This is a genomic window from Metapseudomonas boanensis (assembly GCF_042232855.1).
GTDB classification, from domain to species: domain Bacteria; phylum Pseudomonadota; class Gammaproteobacteria; order Pseudomonadales; family Pseudomonadaceae; genus Metapseudomonas; species Metapseudomonas boanensis.
Window position 1 is genome coordinate 2,877,999 of the sequence record NZ_CP113889.1, and the last position, 16,564, is coordinate 2,894,562.

At 63.3% G+C, this 16,564-nt stretch carries 18 protein-coding genes; 12 read left to right on the forward strand and 6 right to left on the reverse strand.

Annotated features, from left to right (window positions below; translation table 11 throughout):
• Positions 1–75 precede the first annotated feature (75 nt).
• The gene (locus OXH74_RS13260) at positions 76–723 is read right to left on the reverse strand and encodes an antibiotic biosynthesis monooxygenase (protein WP_375737430.1); all 648 of its coding nucleotides are present in this window, start codon (positions 721–723) and stop codon (positions 76–78) included.
• 210 nt (positions 724–933) lie between these two features.
• Between OXH74_RS13260 and OXH74_RS13265 the strand changes: the two genes are divergently transcribed.
• Entirely contained in the window at positions 934–1,881 is a 948-nt protein-coding gene (locus OXH74_RS13265; RefSeq protein WP_375737431.1) for a MerR family transcriptional regulator, read from the forward strand.
• 241 nt (positions 1,882–2,122) lie between these two features.
• On the opposite strand, the gene OXH74_RS13270 is transcribed toward OXH74_RS13265, so the two are convergent.
• Positions 2,123–2,569, reverse strand: a complete 447-nt coding sequence (locus OXH74_RS13270) for a PAS domain-containing protein (RefSeq protein ID WP_215377981.1) — start codon at positions 2,567–2,569, stop codon at positions 2,123–2,125.
• Positions 2,570–2,669: 100 nt separating this feature from the next.
• Here OXH74_RS13270 and OXH74_RS13275 point away from each other — a divergent pair, with 100 nt between their 5' ends.
• The 7 genes from OXH74_RS13275 to OXH74_RS13305 all read left to right on the forward strand — a co-directional run bounded on the left by OXH74_RS13275 (position 2,670) and on the right by OXH74_RS13305 (position 7,917).
• Entirely contained in the window at positions 2,670–3,119 is a 450-nt protein-coding gene (locus OXH74_RS13275) for a flavodoxin (RefSeq protein ID WP_375737432.1), read from the forward strand.
• Positions 3,119–3,577, forward strand: a complete 459-nt coding sequence (locus tag OXH74_RS13280; RefSeq protein WP_375737433.1) for a cupin domain-containing protein — start codon at positions 3,119–3,121, stop codon at positions 3,575–3,577. Before OXH74_RS13275 ends, OXH74_RS13280 begins: the two co-directional genes overlap by 1 nt.
• A 330-nt stretch (positions 3,578–3,907) precedes the next feature.
• Entirely contained in the window at positions 3,908–4,690 is a 783-nt protein-coding gene (locus OXH74_RS13285) for a class II aldolase/adducin family protein (protein ID WP_375737434.1), read from the forward strand.
• Positions 4,690–5,565, forward strand: a complete 876-nt coding sequence (locus OXH74_RS13290) for an alpha/beta fold hydrolase (protein ID WP_375741611.1) — start codon at positions 4,690–4,692, stop codon at positions 5,563–5,565. The genes OXH74_RS13285 and OXH74_RS13290 overlap by 1 nt, the downstream gene beginning before the upstream one ends.
• A 128-nt stretch (positions 5,566–5,693) precedes the next feature.
• A complete protein-coding gene (locus tag OXH74_RS13295) occupies positions 5,694–5,945 on the forward strand; it encodes a hypothetical protein (protein ID WP_375737435.1) in 252 nt (83 codons plus the stop codon).
• Between the two features lie 113 nt (positions 5,946–6,058).
• On the forward strand, positions 6,059–6,970 hold the full coding sequence (locus OXH74_RS13300; protein WP_215377993.1) for an SDR family oxidoreductase: 912 nt from the start codon (positions 6,059–6,061) through the stop codon (positions 6,968–6,970).
• A gap of 170 nt (positions 6,971–7,140) precedes the next feature.
• On the forward strand, positions 7,141–7,917 hold the full coding sequence (locus tag OXH74_RS13305) for a crotonase/enoyl-CoA hydratase family protein (RefSeq protein WP_375737436.1): 777 nt from the start codon (positions 7,141–7,143) through the stop codon (positions 7,915–7,917).
• A 16-nt stretch (positions 7,918–7,933) separates the two neighbouring features.
• On the opposite strand, the gene OXH74_RS13310 is transcribed toward OXH74_RS13305, so the two are convergent.
• Positions 7,934–9,340, reverse strand: coding sequence for an NAD(P)/FAD-dependent oxidoreductase (locus OXH74_RS13310; protein ID WP_375737437.1), 1,407 nt, complete (start codon positions 9,338–9,340; stop codon positions 7,934–7,936).
• A 219-nt stretch (positions 9,341–9,559) separates the two neighbouring features.
• Entirely contained in the window at positions 9,560–10,363 is an 804-nt protein-coding gene (locus OXH74_RS13315; protein WP_375737438.1) for a SirB1 family protein, read from the reverse strand.
• Positions 10,364–10,537: 174 nt separating this feature from the next.
• Between OXH74_RS13315 and OXH74_RS13320 the strand changes: the two genes are divergently transcribed.
• The 4 genes from OXH74_RS13320 (at position 10,538) to OXH74_RS13335 (ending at position 14,900) form a co-directional block, all read left to right on the forward strand.
• Positions 10,538–11,557 (forward strand): Leu/Phe/Val dehydrogenase, encoded by a 1,020-nt coding sequence (locus OXH74_RS13320; protein WP_375737439.1) that lies wholly within the window; start codon positions 10,538–10,540, stop codon positions 11,555–11,557.
• 129 nt (positions 11,558–11,686) lie between these two features.
• Positions 11,687–12,778, forward strand: coding sequence for a pyruvate dehydrogenase (acetyl-transferring) E1 component subunit alpha (pdhA, locus tag OXH74_RS13325; RefSeq protein WP_375737440.1), 1,092 nt, complete (start codon positions 11,687–11,689; stop codon positions 12,776–12,778).
• The gene (locus OXH74_RS13330) at positions 12,771–13,772 is read left to right on the forward strand and encodes an alpha-ketoacid dehydrogenase subunit beta (protein ID WP_375737441.1); all 1,002 of its coding nucleotides are present in this window, start codon (positions 12,771–12,773) and stop codon (positions 13,770–13,772) included. Before pdhA ends, OXH74_RS13330 begins: the two co-directional genes overlap by 8 nt.
• A 21-nt stretch (positions 13,773–13,793) precedes the next feature.
• A complete protein-coding gene (locus OXH74_RS13335) occupies positions 13,794–14,900 on the forward strand; it encodes a dihydrolipoamide acetyltransferase family protein (RefSeq protein ID WP_375737442.1) in 1,107 nt (368 codons plus the stop codon).
• 193 nt (positions 14,901–15,093) lie between these two features.
• Here OXH74_RS13335 and OXH74_RS13340 read toward each other — a convergent pair whose 3' ends face one another.
• Together OXH74_RS13340 and OXH74_RS13345 are read right to left on the reverse strand one after the other, a co-directional pair.
• Complete coding sequence (locus OXH74_RS13340) at positions 15,094–15,345, reverse strand: YebG family protein (RefSeq protein WP_375737443.1); 252 nt, start codon at positions 15,343–15,345, stop codon at positions 15,094–15,096.
• Positions 15,346–15,508: 163 nt separating this feature from the next.
• A complete protein-coding gene (locus tag OXH74_RS13345) occupies positions 15,509–16,498 on the reverse strand; it encodes an MBL fold metallo-hydrolase (protein WP_375737444.1) in 990 nt (329 codons plus the stop codon).
• Positions 16,499–16,564 lie beyond the last annotated feature (66 nt).

A 16,564-nucleotide genomic window follows, 5' to 3' on the forward strand; every position in this document is an offset into this window, starting at 1 on the left:
GTTATACCAGAGGGTGTATTTGTACAACTGTCGGCCACCCTGTACATCTCCACCAATCCCTTGAAATCAGGTGGTCTATGGCTTTCTGTGTGAGGCTTCAGCTGATTGATTAAAAATTAAGTTGTACATGGTTTTTGATTGTACAAGTATTTTTCGGCGAGATTGGTATGCGGCAGTGTCACGCATACCCCCCGAGCGTCGCCCTTGCAACCAGGGGGCCAGCAGATGAGTGGACAGCGGTATGAACCAATAGGTCATCAATGGCGTGAGGGCCAGGGTGCTGAGGAAGATCCGCAGGGCCAGGGGAAGGTCGCCCAGTGCGTCACCGAACAGCAGGTTGAAGGCTAGGGATACGGGAAAGAACGCCAGCCAGATAGCCACGCTCTGCTTCCACCGCGGAGGCCGTTGCTCGGCTGCTCCGAACCAGGTGTCCAGGCCCGTTGCGCGCACTTCATGAGGTTGCTCGAACAGGCCGCTGCCGCGTTGCAGCCAGGCGTGGCGAGAAGCAGAGTGTTCCCAGGTGGCCATGGTCTGTCCGTCGGAAAAACGGAAAACCATCTGGAATTCGTCGTCATCGGGCGGTGGTGCCAGCACGCCAGAGCCCAGGTAGCCGGGAAAGTCGGCGGCCAACTGTTCGCCTTCGCGTAGCCAGTGAATGAAGTCCTGGTAGCGCTCGCGAGGCACGCGGCGCGCCACCATCAAGGTGACGGGGTCGGTAGACATCGTGTATCTCCAAAAGCCAGGCGAGTGCTCGGGTAGAGCGATTCGCGTCACGCAGCGCCGGGGTATTGGGCTGCATGAAAAAAGAGGCAAGGATTATTCCGCTTTTTCCACCCGATACAAGGCTTGAGGCTCTGCCGTATGAAGCCTGTAATTGGAATCCGCCACACTCGGGTTAAACTGCCAGAACACTTTTCTGCCGATTGCTACGTCATGACCGAATCTGGTGCTTCCTTCGCCTCGGGCGCCCTGAAACAGGAAGAGCTGTTCCCCATCCGTGAAGTCTCGCGCCTGACCGGCGTCAATCCGGTCACCCTGCGGGCCTGGGAACGCCGCTATGGGCTGATCCAGCCGACCCGCACCGACAGTGGCCATCGGCTTTACTCGATGACCGACGTCGACTCGGTGCGCAGCATCCTGGCGTGGATCGATCGCGGCGTGCCAGTGAGCAAGGTTGGCAAGCTGCTGGCCAAGGGCGGCGCGGCGCGAGTACCGGTAGCGCCGGTCTATCGCGAAGTGGCTTCCGGTGAGTGGAACGAATGGCAGGGCCGCGTGCGGCACGCTGTTTCACGCTTCGATGAGGCGGAGCTGGAGCGGGTCTACGGGCAAGTATTTTCCACCTACCCGCTCCATGCTGTGTTCCAGGACGTGTTAATGCCGGTCTGGCAGGAGTTGCTGGTACGCCAAGATGAGCCGGGTGTTGGCAGCGAGTGGGTATTGCTCGACAGTTTTCTGCGCGCGCGGGTGCTCCAGCGCTTGCAGCTCGCTCGTGACAGTCAGCAGGCGCGGGTGTTGCTGGCACCCTTGTCAGCACAATGTCGTGAATTGGAGTTGCTGGTGACGGGGTTGCTGCTGGGAAGCAGCGAGCTTGGCGTCAGCGTGCTCGGGCTTGGGCAGCCTTTGGATGAGCTGGAGTTGGTCTGCGGGAAGACTCTGCCGCAGGCGCTGGTGTTGTTTTCCAACCACCCCCCTGCCGACGACCTGGAGCGTGAGCTCGGTCGCTTGGCCTTGGCCTTGGATTGCCCTCTGGCTCTGGCAGGCGAGGTGTCGGACTTGATGGGCGAGGAGCTGGCCGGCTCTCCTGTGGCCTGCCTGGGTAGCGAAGGGCGACTGATGCAGCGTCGCCTCCGGCAATTCCTTGCGGGGCACCTCGATACCTGATCGGGGACTCCTCCCATTTCCAATGACCGTTCGGCCGGGAAACTCGCCCTCCCGAGGGCGTCCATTTGCGTTTCGGATGGCTATTTTCTATACAGCTATTATGCAATATTTTTGATTGTGTAATTTTCGTGTAAACATAGGGTTGCGCACCCGGTAGCCATTCCTTCCCTCAAGTGGCCTACCGGTTTTTCATTCCCATGGAATATGCGCCCCGCCGTCTTCGGGGGCGCAGACTCTGTGATCAACCCTTTAGTGCAGCCAGTTCGGCCTTCAGGCTGGCGACTTCGTCTTCGAGGTCGCGGATGCGCTGGCGCGCCTCTACCTGCTCGGTGACGTTCTTCTGAATGCCGATGAAATAAGTCAGTTGGTCCGATTCGTTGAACACCGGCGTGATGGACAACTCGTTCCAGAATGGGCTGCCGTCCTTACGGTAGTTACGAACAATCTGGCGGCATGGCTGGCTTTTGCGGATGGCCTGGCGAATGGCGGCCAGACCGATCTGGTCGCGATCCTTGCCCTGCAGGAACCGGCAGTCCTGGTAGAGGATATCGTCACGGGCATAGCCAGTCAGACGCTCGAACGCAGCGTTGGCGTAGATCAGGATGTTGTCATCGCCTTCCTGCTCGGCGACCACGATGCCGTCGTTGGATGCGTCTATGACCAGTTGCAGCAGTTTGGCGTTGATCATATTCAGGCTCGTCAGGTCGGACTGAACAATTCTAAAGCATCATGTAGCCCTTTCCACTTGCGGCATAATACGTGTCATTACGCCTTGTTTCGGAGTACCCATGAAAGTCGCCATCCTGTCCGGCTCGGTTTACGGCACCGCTGAAGAAGTCGCCCGTCATGCCGAAAAGCTGCTCGAACTCCAAGGCCTGGAAGCCCGGTATCAACCACGGGTTAGCCTGGAAGAACTGGTCGCCTTCGACCCCGACGCCGTACTGACCGTGACCGCTACCACTGGCATGGGTGAGCTGCCGGACAATCTGTTGCCCCTCTACCATGAACTGCGCGACCGGCTGCCCAACTGGCGTGGACGTTCTGGCGCAGTGCTGGCGCTGGGTGACTCCAGCTACGAGACTTTTTGCGGTGGTGGTGAATTGATGCGTGAGCTGTATGCTGAACTTGGGCTGCGTGAGGTCGTCGAGATGCTGCGTCTGGACGCCTCCGAAACGGTTACACCGGAAGTCGATGCCGAGCCCTGGCTGGCCACTTTCGTTGCAGCGTTGAAGGCCTGATGCACTCGCGTGCAGCTTCCCTGATCCGCGAACTTCAGTTGGCGCCCCATCCCGAGGGTGGCTATTACCGCAGGGTGTTCCAGTCAGCTGTGCAAGCAGCCAACGGCCGTGCCTGCTCTTCGGCCATCCTGTTTCTCCTGCCGCAGGGCGCGGTGAGCCGTTGGCACCGTGTGGATGCCGACGAGATCTGGCATTTCTACGAAGGTGAGCCGCTGGAGTTGCTGATTGCGGAAACCCCGTCGACGGTCCGGCGTGAACTGCTTGGCCCGGTGGCGGAAGACTGCATGCCGCAACGTGTCGTGGCGGCCCACGCCTGGCAGGCGGCGCGCGCGCTCGGCGACTACACCTTGGTGGGGTGCACCGTCGCGCCCGGGTTCGAGTTCGCCGGCTTCCGCTTGCTCGCTGACGACCCGCAGGCTCAGCGCGACTGGCCGCTGCTGGATCTGGCGCTGCTCTGAGCGATCGTCGATCGCCGGTCGGGGCAGTAAGGCGGAGGCCAATTCATTGGCTTTGTCCCTGTCATGTGCTGCAACGGGATGCATCTCTCGTAGGAGCGAGTTCGCTCGCGAAAAGGTCGGGTTCGCGAGCAAGCTCGCCCCTACCAGGCGCTAAGCCCAGCCGTTGATGATTGGCAACAGCCAACGCAGATAAAGCCCATTCATTGGCGCGCCGTTGTGGCCGCTTTAATCTGACTCGCACGGACAATAAGCTGGCTGCCAAGGCGACTTTCGGTGTTGGGGGCTGTGGCTAGACTCCGGGGTCAGCAAAACAATAACGAGGTGATCGCCATGCCAGCCCCACAAGTCCTGCCCCAACTCAATCTGAAGGACCAGGTGTCCGCTGCCGAGTGGCAGGCCCGCGTCGACCTGGCCGCCTGCTACCGATTGATCGCGATGTATGGCTGGGATGACCTGATCTTCACCCATATCTCGGCCAAGGTCCCCGGTACAGAGGACTTCCTGATCAACCCCTTCGGGCTGATGTTCCACGAGATCACCGCGTCCAGCCTGGTAAAGATCGATCTGGCCGGCAAAAAGCTGATGGACAGCCCCTTCGACATCAACCCGGCCGGCTATACCATCCATAGCGCCGTGCACGAGGTGCGTCCCGATGTGGGATGCGTGCTGCATATCCACACTCCGGCCGGCATCGCGGTATCGGCACAGAAACAGGGCCTGTTGCCGATTTCCCAGCAATCGCTGTTCGTCCTTTCCAGCCTGGCCTACCACGACTACGAAGGCGTGGCGCTGAACCACGAAGAGAAGGCACGTCTGCAGGCCGACCTCGGCCAGGCGAATTTCATGATCCTGCCTAACCATGGGCTGCTAACCGCTTCGTCGAGCATCGCCGACACCTTCCTGATGATGTTCACCCTGCAACGCGCCTGCGAGATCCAGATCATGGCTCAGGCCGGCGGCAGCGAGCTTATCCACATCCCGCAGCAGATTCTCGACGGCGCCAAGGCGATGGTCGCTGGCGTGATGAAAAGCTCCCAGGGCATGGGCGGCTCGCTGCCCTGGCCGGCGCTGTTGCGCAAGCTGGACCTGCAGAACCCTGGGTACGCCGAATGATGGACCTGGCGGGCATTGCCTTGGGCGACTGGCGCGCCCAGGGACGAGAGCTCCTGTTTCGCGGACAACGCATTCGCTACTGGGTTGCGGGGCAGGGCGCGCCATTGCTGTTGATCCACGGCTTTCCCACGGCATCCTGGGATTGGCATTACTTGTGGCAACCGCTGGCGGAGCGCTACCAGGTGATTGCCTGCGACATGCTCGGGTTTGGCTACTCCGACAAGCCGCTCGGGCACGATTACCGCTTACTGGAACAGGCCGACCTGCAACAGGCACTGCTTGCCCACCAAGGCATCGAGGGGCCGGTTCATGTGCTGGCTCACGACTACGGGGACAGCGTTGCCCAGGAACTCCTGGCGCGGCACCATGAGGGGCGCTTCCAGATGGCCAGCTGTGTTTTTCTCAACGGAGGCCTGTTCCCGGAAACCCACCGTCCGGTGCTGGTACAGAAGCTCTTGCTGAGCCCGATCGGTTTCCTGGTGGCGCGAGGATTCTCGCGGCACAAGCTGGCGGCCAATTTCGCCAAGGTATTCGGCCCGCATACCCAGCCGAGTGAGGCAGAGCTGGATGACTTCTGGAGCCTGATCGCCGAACAGGATGGTCCGCGTGTCATGCATCGGCTGATCCGTTATATGCCGGAGCGCCGTCAGCAGCGTGATCGCTGGGTGGTGGCCATGCAGCGGGGCGATGTGCCCCTGCGGGTGATCGACGGTGCTGTGGATCCCATTTCTGGCGCACACATGGTGGCACGCTATCGCCGACTGGTACCCGAGGCGGATTGTGTGCTACTCGAGGGCATCGGCCACTATCCACAAACCGAGGCGCCTGGGGAGGTGCAGCGGCATTACTTCGATTTCAGGGCAGGAGTGGATTAACGGACCGCTCTGGCGTCTATTTCAGACCTATCTGTCTAGGCCGCCCGAGTGGTTCGAAATAGCATGCGCAGCTTTCGTTACCCGATCAGCGCAGGGAGCAGGGCTTCCTGTGAGGAGGCCCGCGCAAGATGCTGTTCAAGCTCCTGGTTTTCGTCTATCCGATCATTCGCCTGGTTGGCCCTTCGCTGTCGGCTTTGCTGTCAGTGGGAGGTCTGAGCCTGGCTGGCTACGCCTGGTTTAAGGAGGATGGCCTGCTGTATTGGCTGGTCGCATCGGTCTGCTTCATCAGTGCAGCTTGCCTGGGATTGCTGTGCCACAGCTACAACTGGTGGCTGTTCAAGCTCCGGCCACGAGGTTGCCTGTTCATCCCCCTCAAGTAACTCGTTCATCCCCAGGCGTTATCGAGCACTATTCATGGTCGTGCGCATTCTTGTGGGGGCGTGGCTGCTGCCGGAAACTCGGTGCATTCCCAGGCCTGCCAAGGAGCCGATCGATGAGCGAAGCAATCAGGTTCGAAGACAAAGTCGTCATAGTCACCGGTGCGGGCGGTGGCCTCGGCCGTGCCCACGCGCTGCTGTTCGCCCGTCACGGGGCGAAAGTCGTGGTCAACGACCTCGGTGGCAGCACCCACGGCGAAGGCGCCAATGCCTCGGCCGCAGATCGGGTGGTTGCAGAGATTCGTGAGGCCGGCGGCACTGCCGTCGCCAGCCATGACTCGGTGACCGACGGCGACAAGATCGTGCAGGCTGCCCTGGACTGCTTCGGTCGAGTGGACGTGGTGGTGAACAACGCCGGCATCCTGCGCGACAAGACCTTCCACAAGATGGAAGACGCCGATTGGGACCAGGTCTACAAGGTCCATGTCGAAGGTGCCTACAAGGTCACGCGCGCCGCCTGGCCGCACCTGCGCGAGCAAAGCTACGGACGTGTGATCTTCACCTCGTCCACGTCGGGCATCTATGGCAATTTCGGTCAGTCCAACTACGGTATGGCCAAGCTGGGCCTGTATGGGCTGACTCGCAACCTGGCTCTCGAAGGTCGCAAGAACAACATCTTGGTCAACGCGATTGCCCCGACCGGCGGCACCCGCATGACCGAAGGCCTGATTCCTCCACAGGTTTTCGAGCAGCTCAAGCCCGAACTGGTCAGCCCGCTGGTGGTGTACCTGGGCAGCGAGCAATGCCAGGAAACCTCTGGCCTGTTCGAAGTCGGTGGCGGCTGGATTGGCAAGGTTCGCTGGGAGCGCAGCCTGGGCGTGGGCTTCGACCCCAAGGCCGGCTTCGATGCCGAGGATGTCGCGGCGGCCTGGCAGCGCATCTGCGACTTCGACAATGCCGCGCATCCGGCCGATAACGTCGAGGCGCTCAAGGAGATGATGGCCAACCTGCAGAAATACGCGCTCTGATCGCGACAGCCCTCCGGGGATTTCGGCCAGTGCGCTGAACGTCCTGGCAGGAGGAGCTAAGGTGAAGGCCGGCAGTGATGCCGGCCTTTTTCATTTGAGGCGGGGAGTTGTAGTGGCGAATGAATTCGCCCCAACAACGTCTTTTACCTACCAGCTGTGCAGGAGTCGCCATGAACATCAAAGTCGAAAGGAATGGCCCGGTCACGACCCTGATCATCGACCGGCCCGAAGTTCGCAACGCCGTGGATCGGCCTACTGCCGAGGCGTTAGCCGCTGCCCTACGCGCTTTCGAAGCCGATGATGAGGCGTGCGTGGCGGTGCTCACGGGTGCGGGCGGTACCTTTTGCGCGGGGGCCGACCTTAGCGCAGTGGCCGAAGATGGCGCCCGGCGCAATCGCCTGGAGACCGAGGGCGATGGCCCGATGGGGCCAAGCCGCATGCAGTTGCAGAAGCCGCTGATCGCTGCCATCGAGGGCCACGCCGTCGCCGGGGGAATGGAACTGGCATTGCTGGCGGATATGCGGGTGATGGCCGAAGACGCGGTGTTCGGCGTGTTCTGCCGGCGCTTCGGCGTACCGTTGATCGACGGTGGCACGGTGCGCCTGCCGCGCATTGTCGGCCAGGGCCGAGCGCTGGACCTGATCCTCACAGGTCGCCCGGTGAAAGCCGAAGAAGCCCTGGCCATGGGCCTCGCCAACCGCGTGGTACCCAAGGGCGAGGCGCGCGCCGTGGCGGAGCAGTTGGCACATGCCATCTCCGCCTTTCCACAGCGCTGCATGCTGGCCGATCGTGCCAGTGCCTTTGCGCAATGGGAGCTGCCCTTCGAGGCGGCCATTGCCAACGAGTTCAAAGGCGGAATGCGGGTGATCGGCAGTGGCGAAACCCTGGCTGGCGCCCGTGCCTTCAGCAGGGGTCAGGGGCGCCACGGTGATTTCAGCGGCGAATAATGATCATGTCTGGGGTTCAGCGCATCAAGCCTTCCATCAGGTCGGCCAGCTTGAGGGCCATGGCCCGGCGCCAAGGTGCGCTGTTGGGGTTGGCCAGCACTCGGTCCTCATGCACGAAGCTGCGGATGATCGCGTTGTAGCCCAGCCAGCGGCAGGGTTCGGGCTCCCAGCGGCTCAGGCGGCTGATGGGCGTGTTGCCGAGAACCCAGGGCTGGCGTGTCAGCGTCGTGTCCTTCTGCAAGATCAGGTCGGCCAGCGTGCGGCCGCCGAGATTGCTGGCGCCCACGCCCTCGCCGCCATAGCCGCCGGAAAGGGCGATGCCGCTCTTGCAGTCGGCCAGCATGTGCGGCTGGAAGCGCCGTGCCATGCCGAGGTTGCCGCCCCAGGCGTGGCTGATGCGGACATTGCGCAGCTGTGGGAAGAGCTCGCCGAACAGGTAGCGGCGCAGGCCGATTTCGTCCTCGCTGAGGTGGAAGTTTTCGCGCAGGCGACCGCCAAAGCGGTATCCACCACGGGCGCCAAAGGCCAGGCGATTATCGGCGGTACGTTGGCCGTAGGTGACCTGGCGGCTGCTTTCGCTGAAGGCCTGGCCGCGTTCCAGGCCGATGTCCGCCCATTGCGCGTCGCTCAATGGTTCGGTGGCGATCAACAGGCTTTGCACCGGCAGTTGGTAACGTCCCAGCGGCGGCAGGCTGGCGGCGTAGCCTTCTACGGCCGGCACCACCCAGAGCGCCTTGAGCTGGCCCTGAGCCGTACTCACCAGACCGGGCCGCCAGTCGGTGGCTGGGCTTTGCTCGAAGAGTTGCACGCCCATTCCTTCCACAACCCGCGCCAGGCCACGGACCAGGCGCGCCGGCTGGATGGTGGCGCAGTGCGGCGTGTGGATGGCGCCCAGCACATTGGACACGCGCAACTGGCTGCTCAACTCAGATGGCGTCAACCAGCGGTAGTCGGACTCGGATAGCCCTTCGGTGTAGAGGTCCGCCAGTTGTGCACGCAGGCGTTTTTCCTGTTCCGGGTAGCGGGCCGCGCAGTAGAGCACGCCGGCTTTGCGGTAGTGGCAGTCGATGCCTTCGCGTTGCAGCACAGTCGCGACTTCATCGGGGATGCCATGCAGCAGATCGAACGAGGCCCGGCGCAGTTCGGCCGGGAGCTTGCTCAGGACACGGTCTTCGCCCAGCAGGTTGCCCATTAGCCAACCGCCATTGCGCCCGCTGGCGCCGAATCCGGCGAACTGAGCTTCGACGATGGCGATCTTCAGGTCCGGCGCCTGGCGCTTCAGGTAATAGGCTGTCCACAGCCCGGTGTAGCCGGCACCAATGATCGCCACGTCCACCTCCAGTGTGCCGGCCAGTGCCGGGCGCGGGGTGAGGTCTTCATCGAGCTGGTCCATCCATAGGCTGATCGAGCGCCAGTTCGGCATAGGCAGGTCTCCGCGGCAAAGTTGTCTTGGTTGGCAAGGCTAGTGGTTGTGTGGGGCGTTGTCGTCTACGCGGGCACGCTCGGCGCCTGGGATGCTGGGCTTCGCGCTGCTCAGACCTCCGCGGCCCGCACCAACCTGCTCACCCGTGCCATCAGGGATAGGGTGGGAGCCGAGACGTGCCAGCGTTCAGGTGGCGTCGGCAGGGCAGCGTACAGGGGCTCAATGGAGCGCGGGGCTGTGGCCTTTCTTGTGCAGGCGTTGCGTCAGGCTCAGGCGCTCGGCAGGGTCGTCGCACAGCAGCAGAGCGCGTTCCAGGTCATAGCGTTCGGCCTGTGGGCACTCCAGCAGTTGGTAGATATCCGCGCGGGCCAGGTGGTCCTGCATGGTGGGTGGACCGAGCAGCAGCACGCGCTCGGCATCCTTCAGCGCTGCCAGTGGATCGTCGGCCTGCTGGTGCAGCTGGCGCAGGTTGCGAGATAGACGCTGCAGCTGGTCGCTCGGGCTTGCTACCTGCAAGTGCTCGGCTTGGAGCGCGGCGTGCGGGCCATGAAGGCGCAGCAGCAGTTCGCGGCAGTCGCGGGTGTATAGCCGGCGACCGCCGCAGGGGTCGAGCAAGTGATCGGCGCCCGGCACGCGCAACAGAAAGTGGCCGGGGAAGTTCACCCCATTCAAGGGGATGTCCAGGCGCGCTGCCAGTTCGAGGGCGATGATCGCCAGGGACAGCGGCTGGCCACGTCGTCGTTGCAGCACCTGGTGCAGCAGCGCCGCCCTGGGTTGCGTGGGAATGTAGTCGTCATCGTGGAAGTCGAGCTCGTTGAGGCGGCGCAACAGGGGCTGTGCCAGCTCTGCAGCCGGTAATCGTGGCAGACCGGCGGAGACCTGCTGGACCAGGCCGGCGAACTCTTGCATGACCTGTTCAGGGCGCAGCTGGGCGTCATGTTCGGCAGCGATCCAGAGGGCCGCCTCCAGCGTTGCAGGAGGGGCACGATCGAGGCAGGCCAAGCATCTTTGACGCGGGTTCATGGACTTCTCCGGGAAACTTTATTTGTTTAGCTGGCGGTCGGTTCTTCGTCCAGTGCTGCCGTCGGCTACCGAGGCATCGTGGTTATCTACGGGCGGTGGTTTATGCCGCGATGCCCGGGGGCGGATCGCGAAGGGCGTCCTATACTGGGCCTAAAGTCCGAAGGGGAGTCCGACATGTTCGCCATGATGGAGACCGCCCGGCTCGAGGCGCTGCATCTTGCCAACGACCCAGTCACCGGGCTAAAGGCCATCATCGCCATTCACAACACACGCCTTGGCCCGGCTCTGGGCGGGTGTCGCTACCTCGCCTATCCCGATGATGAGAGTGCCATTCGGGATGCCATACGCCTTGCCCAGGGAATGAGTTACAAAGCTGCCTTGGCCGGCCTCGACCAAGGCGGCGGCAAGGCTGTGATCATCCGTTGCGCACATGTGGATAACCGCGCCGCCTTGTTCGAAGCCTTCGGTCGCATGATCGAGTCGCTCAAGGGCCAATACATCACGGCGGTGGACAGCGGCACCTCGAGCGCTGACATGGATTGCATTGCCCAGCAGACCCAGCACGTCACCAGCACCTCGGCCGAGGGAGATCCGTCACCCCACACCGCCATGGGGGTGTTCGCCGGTATTCGCGCCACCGCTCAGGCCCGCCTCGGCAGCGATGACCTGGAAGGCCTGCGGGTGGCCGTGCAGGGGCTCGGCCATGTCGGCTACGCACTTGCCGAGCAATTGCATGCTGCAGGAGTTGAGCTGCTGGTCAGCGACCTGGATGCCGGCCGTGTGCAGTTGGCCATCGAACAGCTTGGAGCCCAACCCGTGGCCAGTGGAGCCTTGCTCACGACACCTTGCGACATCCTTGCACCGTGCGGTCTGGGCGGCATCTTGAATGCGCAGACAGTCGGCCAGCTGCGTTGCGCTGCGGTTGCCGGCGCAGCCAATAACCAGCTGGCCAGCACGGAGATCGCAGATGAAATGGAGGCGCGCGGCATCCTCTACGCGCCGGACTACGTAATCAACTCGGGGGGGCTGATCTATGTCGCCCTCCGTCACCGGGGTGAAAGTCTGACCGCGATTACCAGCCACCTGGCGCGGATCAGCCTTCGTCTCACCGAGATTTACGCGCACGCCCAGGCCGACAAGCGCTCACCCGCGCGCGTCGCAGATGCCTTGGCCGAGCGCCTGTTGTACGGCTGAGTCGCCCCAACAAGGGCGCGAGCCGGTCGGATGAGGAAGCGGGCGTTTACCAGCGCACCTTCCGTGGTATCCCGACGTCACGAGCGTCGGCCCCTGTGCAGGCACCCAAAAGGTGTGAGGAGAGATGTCATGTCCAGCAGGATCGATCTGTCTTTTACCCGCTACCTCGACCCCGAGGGGCGCCTGGTCGGTGAGTTGCCCGACTGGGCTGATGATTTCAACCTCCTCACCCAGCTCTACCGGCGCATGGTGCTGACCCGCCTCTTTGACCAGAAAGCGGTGGCCTTGCAGCGCACCGGCCGCATCGGCACCTATGCCCCGACCCTGGGCCAGGAGGCCATCGGTGTTGCCATCGGCAGCCTGATGCACCCCGAAGACGTGCTGGTGCCGTACTACCGCGACACCGCCGTGCAACTGATGCGTGGCGTGCGCATGGAGGAAATCCTCCTCTACTGGGGCGGCGACGAACGTGGCAGCGCCTTTGTCGACCCGGCCGCCCGTGAAGACTTCCCCATCTGCGTGCCCATTGCCACCCAGTCCCTGCATGCCTGCGGCGTCGCCTCGGCCTTCAAGATCCGTGGCGAGCATCGCGTGGCCGTCACTACCTGCGGCGATGGTGCCACCAGCAAGGGCGATTTCCTCGAGGCATTGAACGTGGCCGGTGCCTGGCAACTCCCCGTGGTGTTCGTGGTGAACAACAACCAATGGGCGATCTCGGTGCCCCGGCGCATCCAGTGCGGTGCTCCGACCCTTGCGCAGAAAGCCATCGGTGCCGGCTTCCACGGCGAGCAGGTCGATGGCAACGATGTCATTGCTGTCTATGACCGCGTCAAGGCCGCCCTGGAACGCGCCCGTCACGGCAAGGGGCCGGCGCTGCTCGAATGCATCAGCTACCGCCTGGGCGACCACACTACGGCTGACGATGCCACGCGCTACCGCAGCGCCGATGAGGTCAAGCAGGCGTGGATGGAAGAACCAGTCAAGCGTCTGCAGGGCTACCTCGCGAGTCATCAGGTCTGGGACGAAGGCCGCGAGCAGGCGCTGATTGCCGATTGCCAGCAGCAGGTGCAGGCGGCAGTGGATAACTTCGAAGCGGCAGGCATCCAGCCCGTGGAGTCCGTCCTCGATCATGTTTACGCACGCTGGCCTGCGGCACTGGGCGAGCAGCGAGAAATGTTGCTGGAACGGGTCGCGCGCAGGGAGGTTCAAGGCCATGAGTAACCTCAACATCACGACCGAAAAGCGTGCCCTGCTGGAGGCCGTCAATCTTGCACTGCACCGGGCGATGCTGGAGGACGATAACGTCGTCGTGCTGGGTGAGGACGTCGGCGTCAACGGCGGCGTGTTCCGCGCCACCCTCGGCCTGCGCGAGCGCTTCGGCTTCAAGCGGGTGATCGATACGCCGCTGGCGGAAACGATGCTTGGTGGCCTGGCTGTCGGCATGGCCGCGCAAGGGCTGAAGCCGGTGATGGAAATCCAATTCCTCGGCTTCATCTACGCTGCCATGGAACACCTGGTCTCCCACGCCAGTCGCCTGCGCTGTCGCACCCGCGGCCGCCTGAGCTGCCCGATGGTGCTGCGCAGCCCCATGGGCGCGGGCATCCGCGCGCCAGAGCATCACAGCGAAAGCACCGAGGCGCTGTTCGCCCATATTCCCGGCCTGCGCGTAGTGATCCCCTCGTCACCGGCACGGGCCTACGGCTTGCTGCTGGCGGCCATCGACGACCCAGACCCGGTGATCTTCCTCGAACCCACCCGGCTCTACCGGATGAACCCTCAACCCATCGTCGACGATGGCAGGCGTTTGCCGCTGGATACTTGCTTCACCCTGCGCGAAGGCTCGGATCTGACCCTGATCAGTTGGGGGGCCAGCGTCCACGAGACCTTGCAGGCCGCCACCCTGCTGGCCGAGCGGGGTGTTTCCGTCGAGGTGATCGACGTCGCCAGCATCAAGCCCCTGGACCTCGACACCCTCGAGGCCTCAGTGCGCAAGACCGGGCGCTGCGTGATCGTGCATGAGGCACCGCGTTCCTGTGGGGTAGGCGCGGAAATCGCTGCGAGCCTTTATGAGCGTGTGCTGCTCGACCTGCAGGCGCCGATCCAGCGGGTCACTGCGCCGGACATCCCTCCGCCGCTGTATCGCCTGGAGCAGCTCTACATTCCGAGCCCCGAGGACATCCTCGCGGCCTGCGACCTGGTGCTGAATTACGCCTGAGCCCGATTAGAGGAGTGCGCGATGAAATACTTCAAACTGCCCGACCTGGGGGAAGGCCTGCAGGAGGCTGAGATCGTCCAGTGGCATGTGAACGTGGGGGACAGCGTCAAGGCCGACCAGTTGCTGGTTTCGGTGGAGACCGCCAAGGCCCTTGTGGATATCCCTGCACCTCACGACGGTGTCGTGGCCAAGACGTTCGGCAAGGAAGGCGACATCCTCCATGTCGGCGAGCCGCTGCTGGGCTATGAGGGCAAAGACGACGATGCCGGCACCGTGGTCGGGCGCCTCGAGGGTGGCGGCAGCGCCCAGGCCGATAGCTTCTTCGTCGGTGCCGCGCCGTCCACCCGCGAGCACCTGGCTCCCCGTGCGACACCGGCAGTTCGCCAACTGGCACGGCAGCTCGGGCTGGAACTGAGCAACCTCGCCGGCACGGGCCCTGACGGCCTGGTGACCCGGGCCGACGTGGAACTGGCCGCGCAGAGCGCCCGTGAAAACTTCGGTGGCGAAAAGTTGCGTGGCGTACGGCGCAGCATGGCGATCAACATGGCGCGTTCCCACGCTGAGGTGGTGCCGGTGACCATCTTCGGCGACGCCGACCTGCACCGCTGGCCGGAGGCCCGTGACCCGCTGGTCCGCCTCACCAAGGCGATTGCCGCCGCTTGCGAAGTGGAGCCCATCCTCAACAGCTGGTTCGATGGCCGTGCCCTGTCGATCCGCCAGCACCAGAAACTTGACCTGGGCATTGCCGTGGATACCCCGGACGGTTTGTTCGTGCCGGTGGTGCGGGATGTTGGTGGGCGCGCTGCGGATGACTTGAAGGAAGGCCTGGCGCGCTTGAGGGCGGACGTGAAGGCGCGCTCCATTCCGCCACAGGAGATGATGGGCGCCACCATCACCCTGTCCAACTTCGGCATGCTGTTCGGGCGCTATGCCAACCCTGTGGTGGTGCCGCCACAGGTGGCCATCATCGGTGCCGGGGGCATCCGTGAAGAGCCGGTGGCTTGGCAGGGCAAGGTGGAGATTCATCCGGTGCTGCCGTTGTCGCTCACCTTCGACCACCGCGCGGTGACGGGCGGGGAGGCGGCGCGATTCCTCAAGGCATTGGTGGAGGCGTTGGAGGCGCCATAGCGCGAGGACGGTATCTTGGGGGCGGACTCCGCCGCCCTGTCCCCCGCCCCTCTCTCTCACGTGGAGAGGGGCTCGCGCCTGAAACTTTGGCGCAGTACCGGGTAGCTTGGGGCAGCGCTGGACGCAGGAATGATCTCGGCACGGATCAACTCCACTCTCCTCTTCGGGCGGCGGGGGAAGTACAGCCTGTCGTCTACTCAGCACCCAGCTCAGACAACGCTTCAGGCTGGTTCTTGAACGCGCGGGCGAAAGTGTCGCGGTGCTTGGCCATGAAGATGCCGATGTCTTCCACCTGCTGTTCGCTGAGTGAAGGCACCGCCTTTTGCAGGACTTCCGCCAGCGACTCCGCCAGTTCCAGCATCTTGTCGTAACGATCGGCTTCAGCCTTATCCATGAACAGGCGCTCCGGATCGCGGCTGCTGCGATACACCACTTCGACGGCCATTCATCACCCCTCACCTTTGTTCATTGGCTTAAAATTACTGTATGCGCATACAGTATATGGATTGGCTGCCGACGGGAATAGGCGAAGGCAAATTTCCCGCCGACGTGGGCCTTGGAGCTCGCTCACGATTTCACCGCTGGTGCGGGATATCGTCATCAGCGTCTCAACGGTCGCTACGGATTGGCCCGTACTCCGCCGGTACCCAAGCATAGCCACTGTTTTCTCGGCGAACGTGGCCGAGGCCGGGGAAGGGCAGGTGGGCGCCGGCGACCCAGAGCTTGTCCTTTGCCGCGTTATCGAACACCTGCTTGCGGCTGGCAATGGCCTTGGCGTTATCCACATCGAATTCGATGGCGATATCCGGATTGGCGAACTGGGTGGCGTGGCTATGCACCACATCGCCCCAGACCAGCAGGCTCTGGCCCTTGGAGCTGAACAGGTAGCCGGTGTGGCCAGGCGTATGGCCAGGGGAGGGGGCGGCGACGAGGCCTTCGACCAGGCTGTCGCCCGGAGCGTAGACCTTCATGCGGTTGGCGGCCTTGTAAGGCGCCACTGCGGCCTGCGCCATCGCGAAGAACTTCTTTCCGTCTTCCGAGGCCTTGGCGGCGACTTCGGGGTTCAGCCAGTAGTTGGCTTCGTCACGGCTGACGAATACGGTGGCGTTAGCGAAAGCGACCTCGCCTTCGGCATCCAGCAGGCCGCAGGCATGGTCGGGATGCAGGTGGGTGAGCAGCACGCTGTCTATCTGCTCCGGCTGGTAGCCCGCTGCCTTCAGGTTGCCGAGGATGCCGCCCAGGGTGGGCCCGAAGCACTTGGCTGCCCCGGTATCGACCAGCACCAGATGGCTGCCGGTGTTGACCAGGTAGGCATTCACGGCGGTTTGTACGCCTTTGCTGGACTCGACGAACATGCGTGCCAGCAGGCTCTGGATGTCCTCGGCGCTGGCGCCCTTGAGCAGGCCGGTGCCGAGGTCGACGTAGCCATCGTAGAGCGCGGTGATCTCCAGGTCGCCCACGGCCGTGCGGTAGAAACCAGGCACTTGGGTCTGCTGCTTGGCCACCGGCGCGGCCAGGGTGGCAATTGGCGTGGCCAGTGGAATGGCCAGCGCGAGGGCGGTGAGCAGGACGTGTCGGGGAGCGAGCGGGCGAATCATGACGGAACTCCTTTTCAGTGCGAACCGCGTTTATGCGGGTGCGGACCCGGCCTTGTCCAGTCCGCA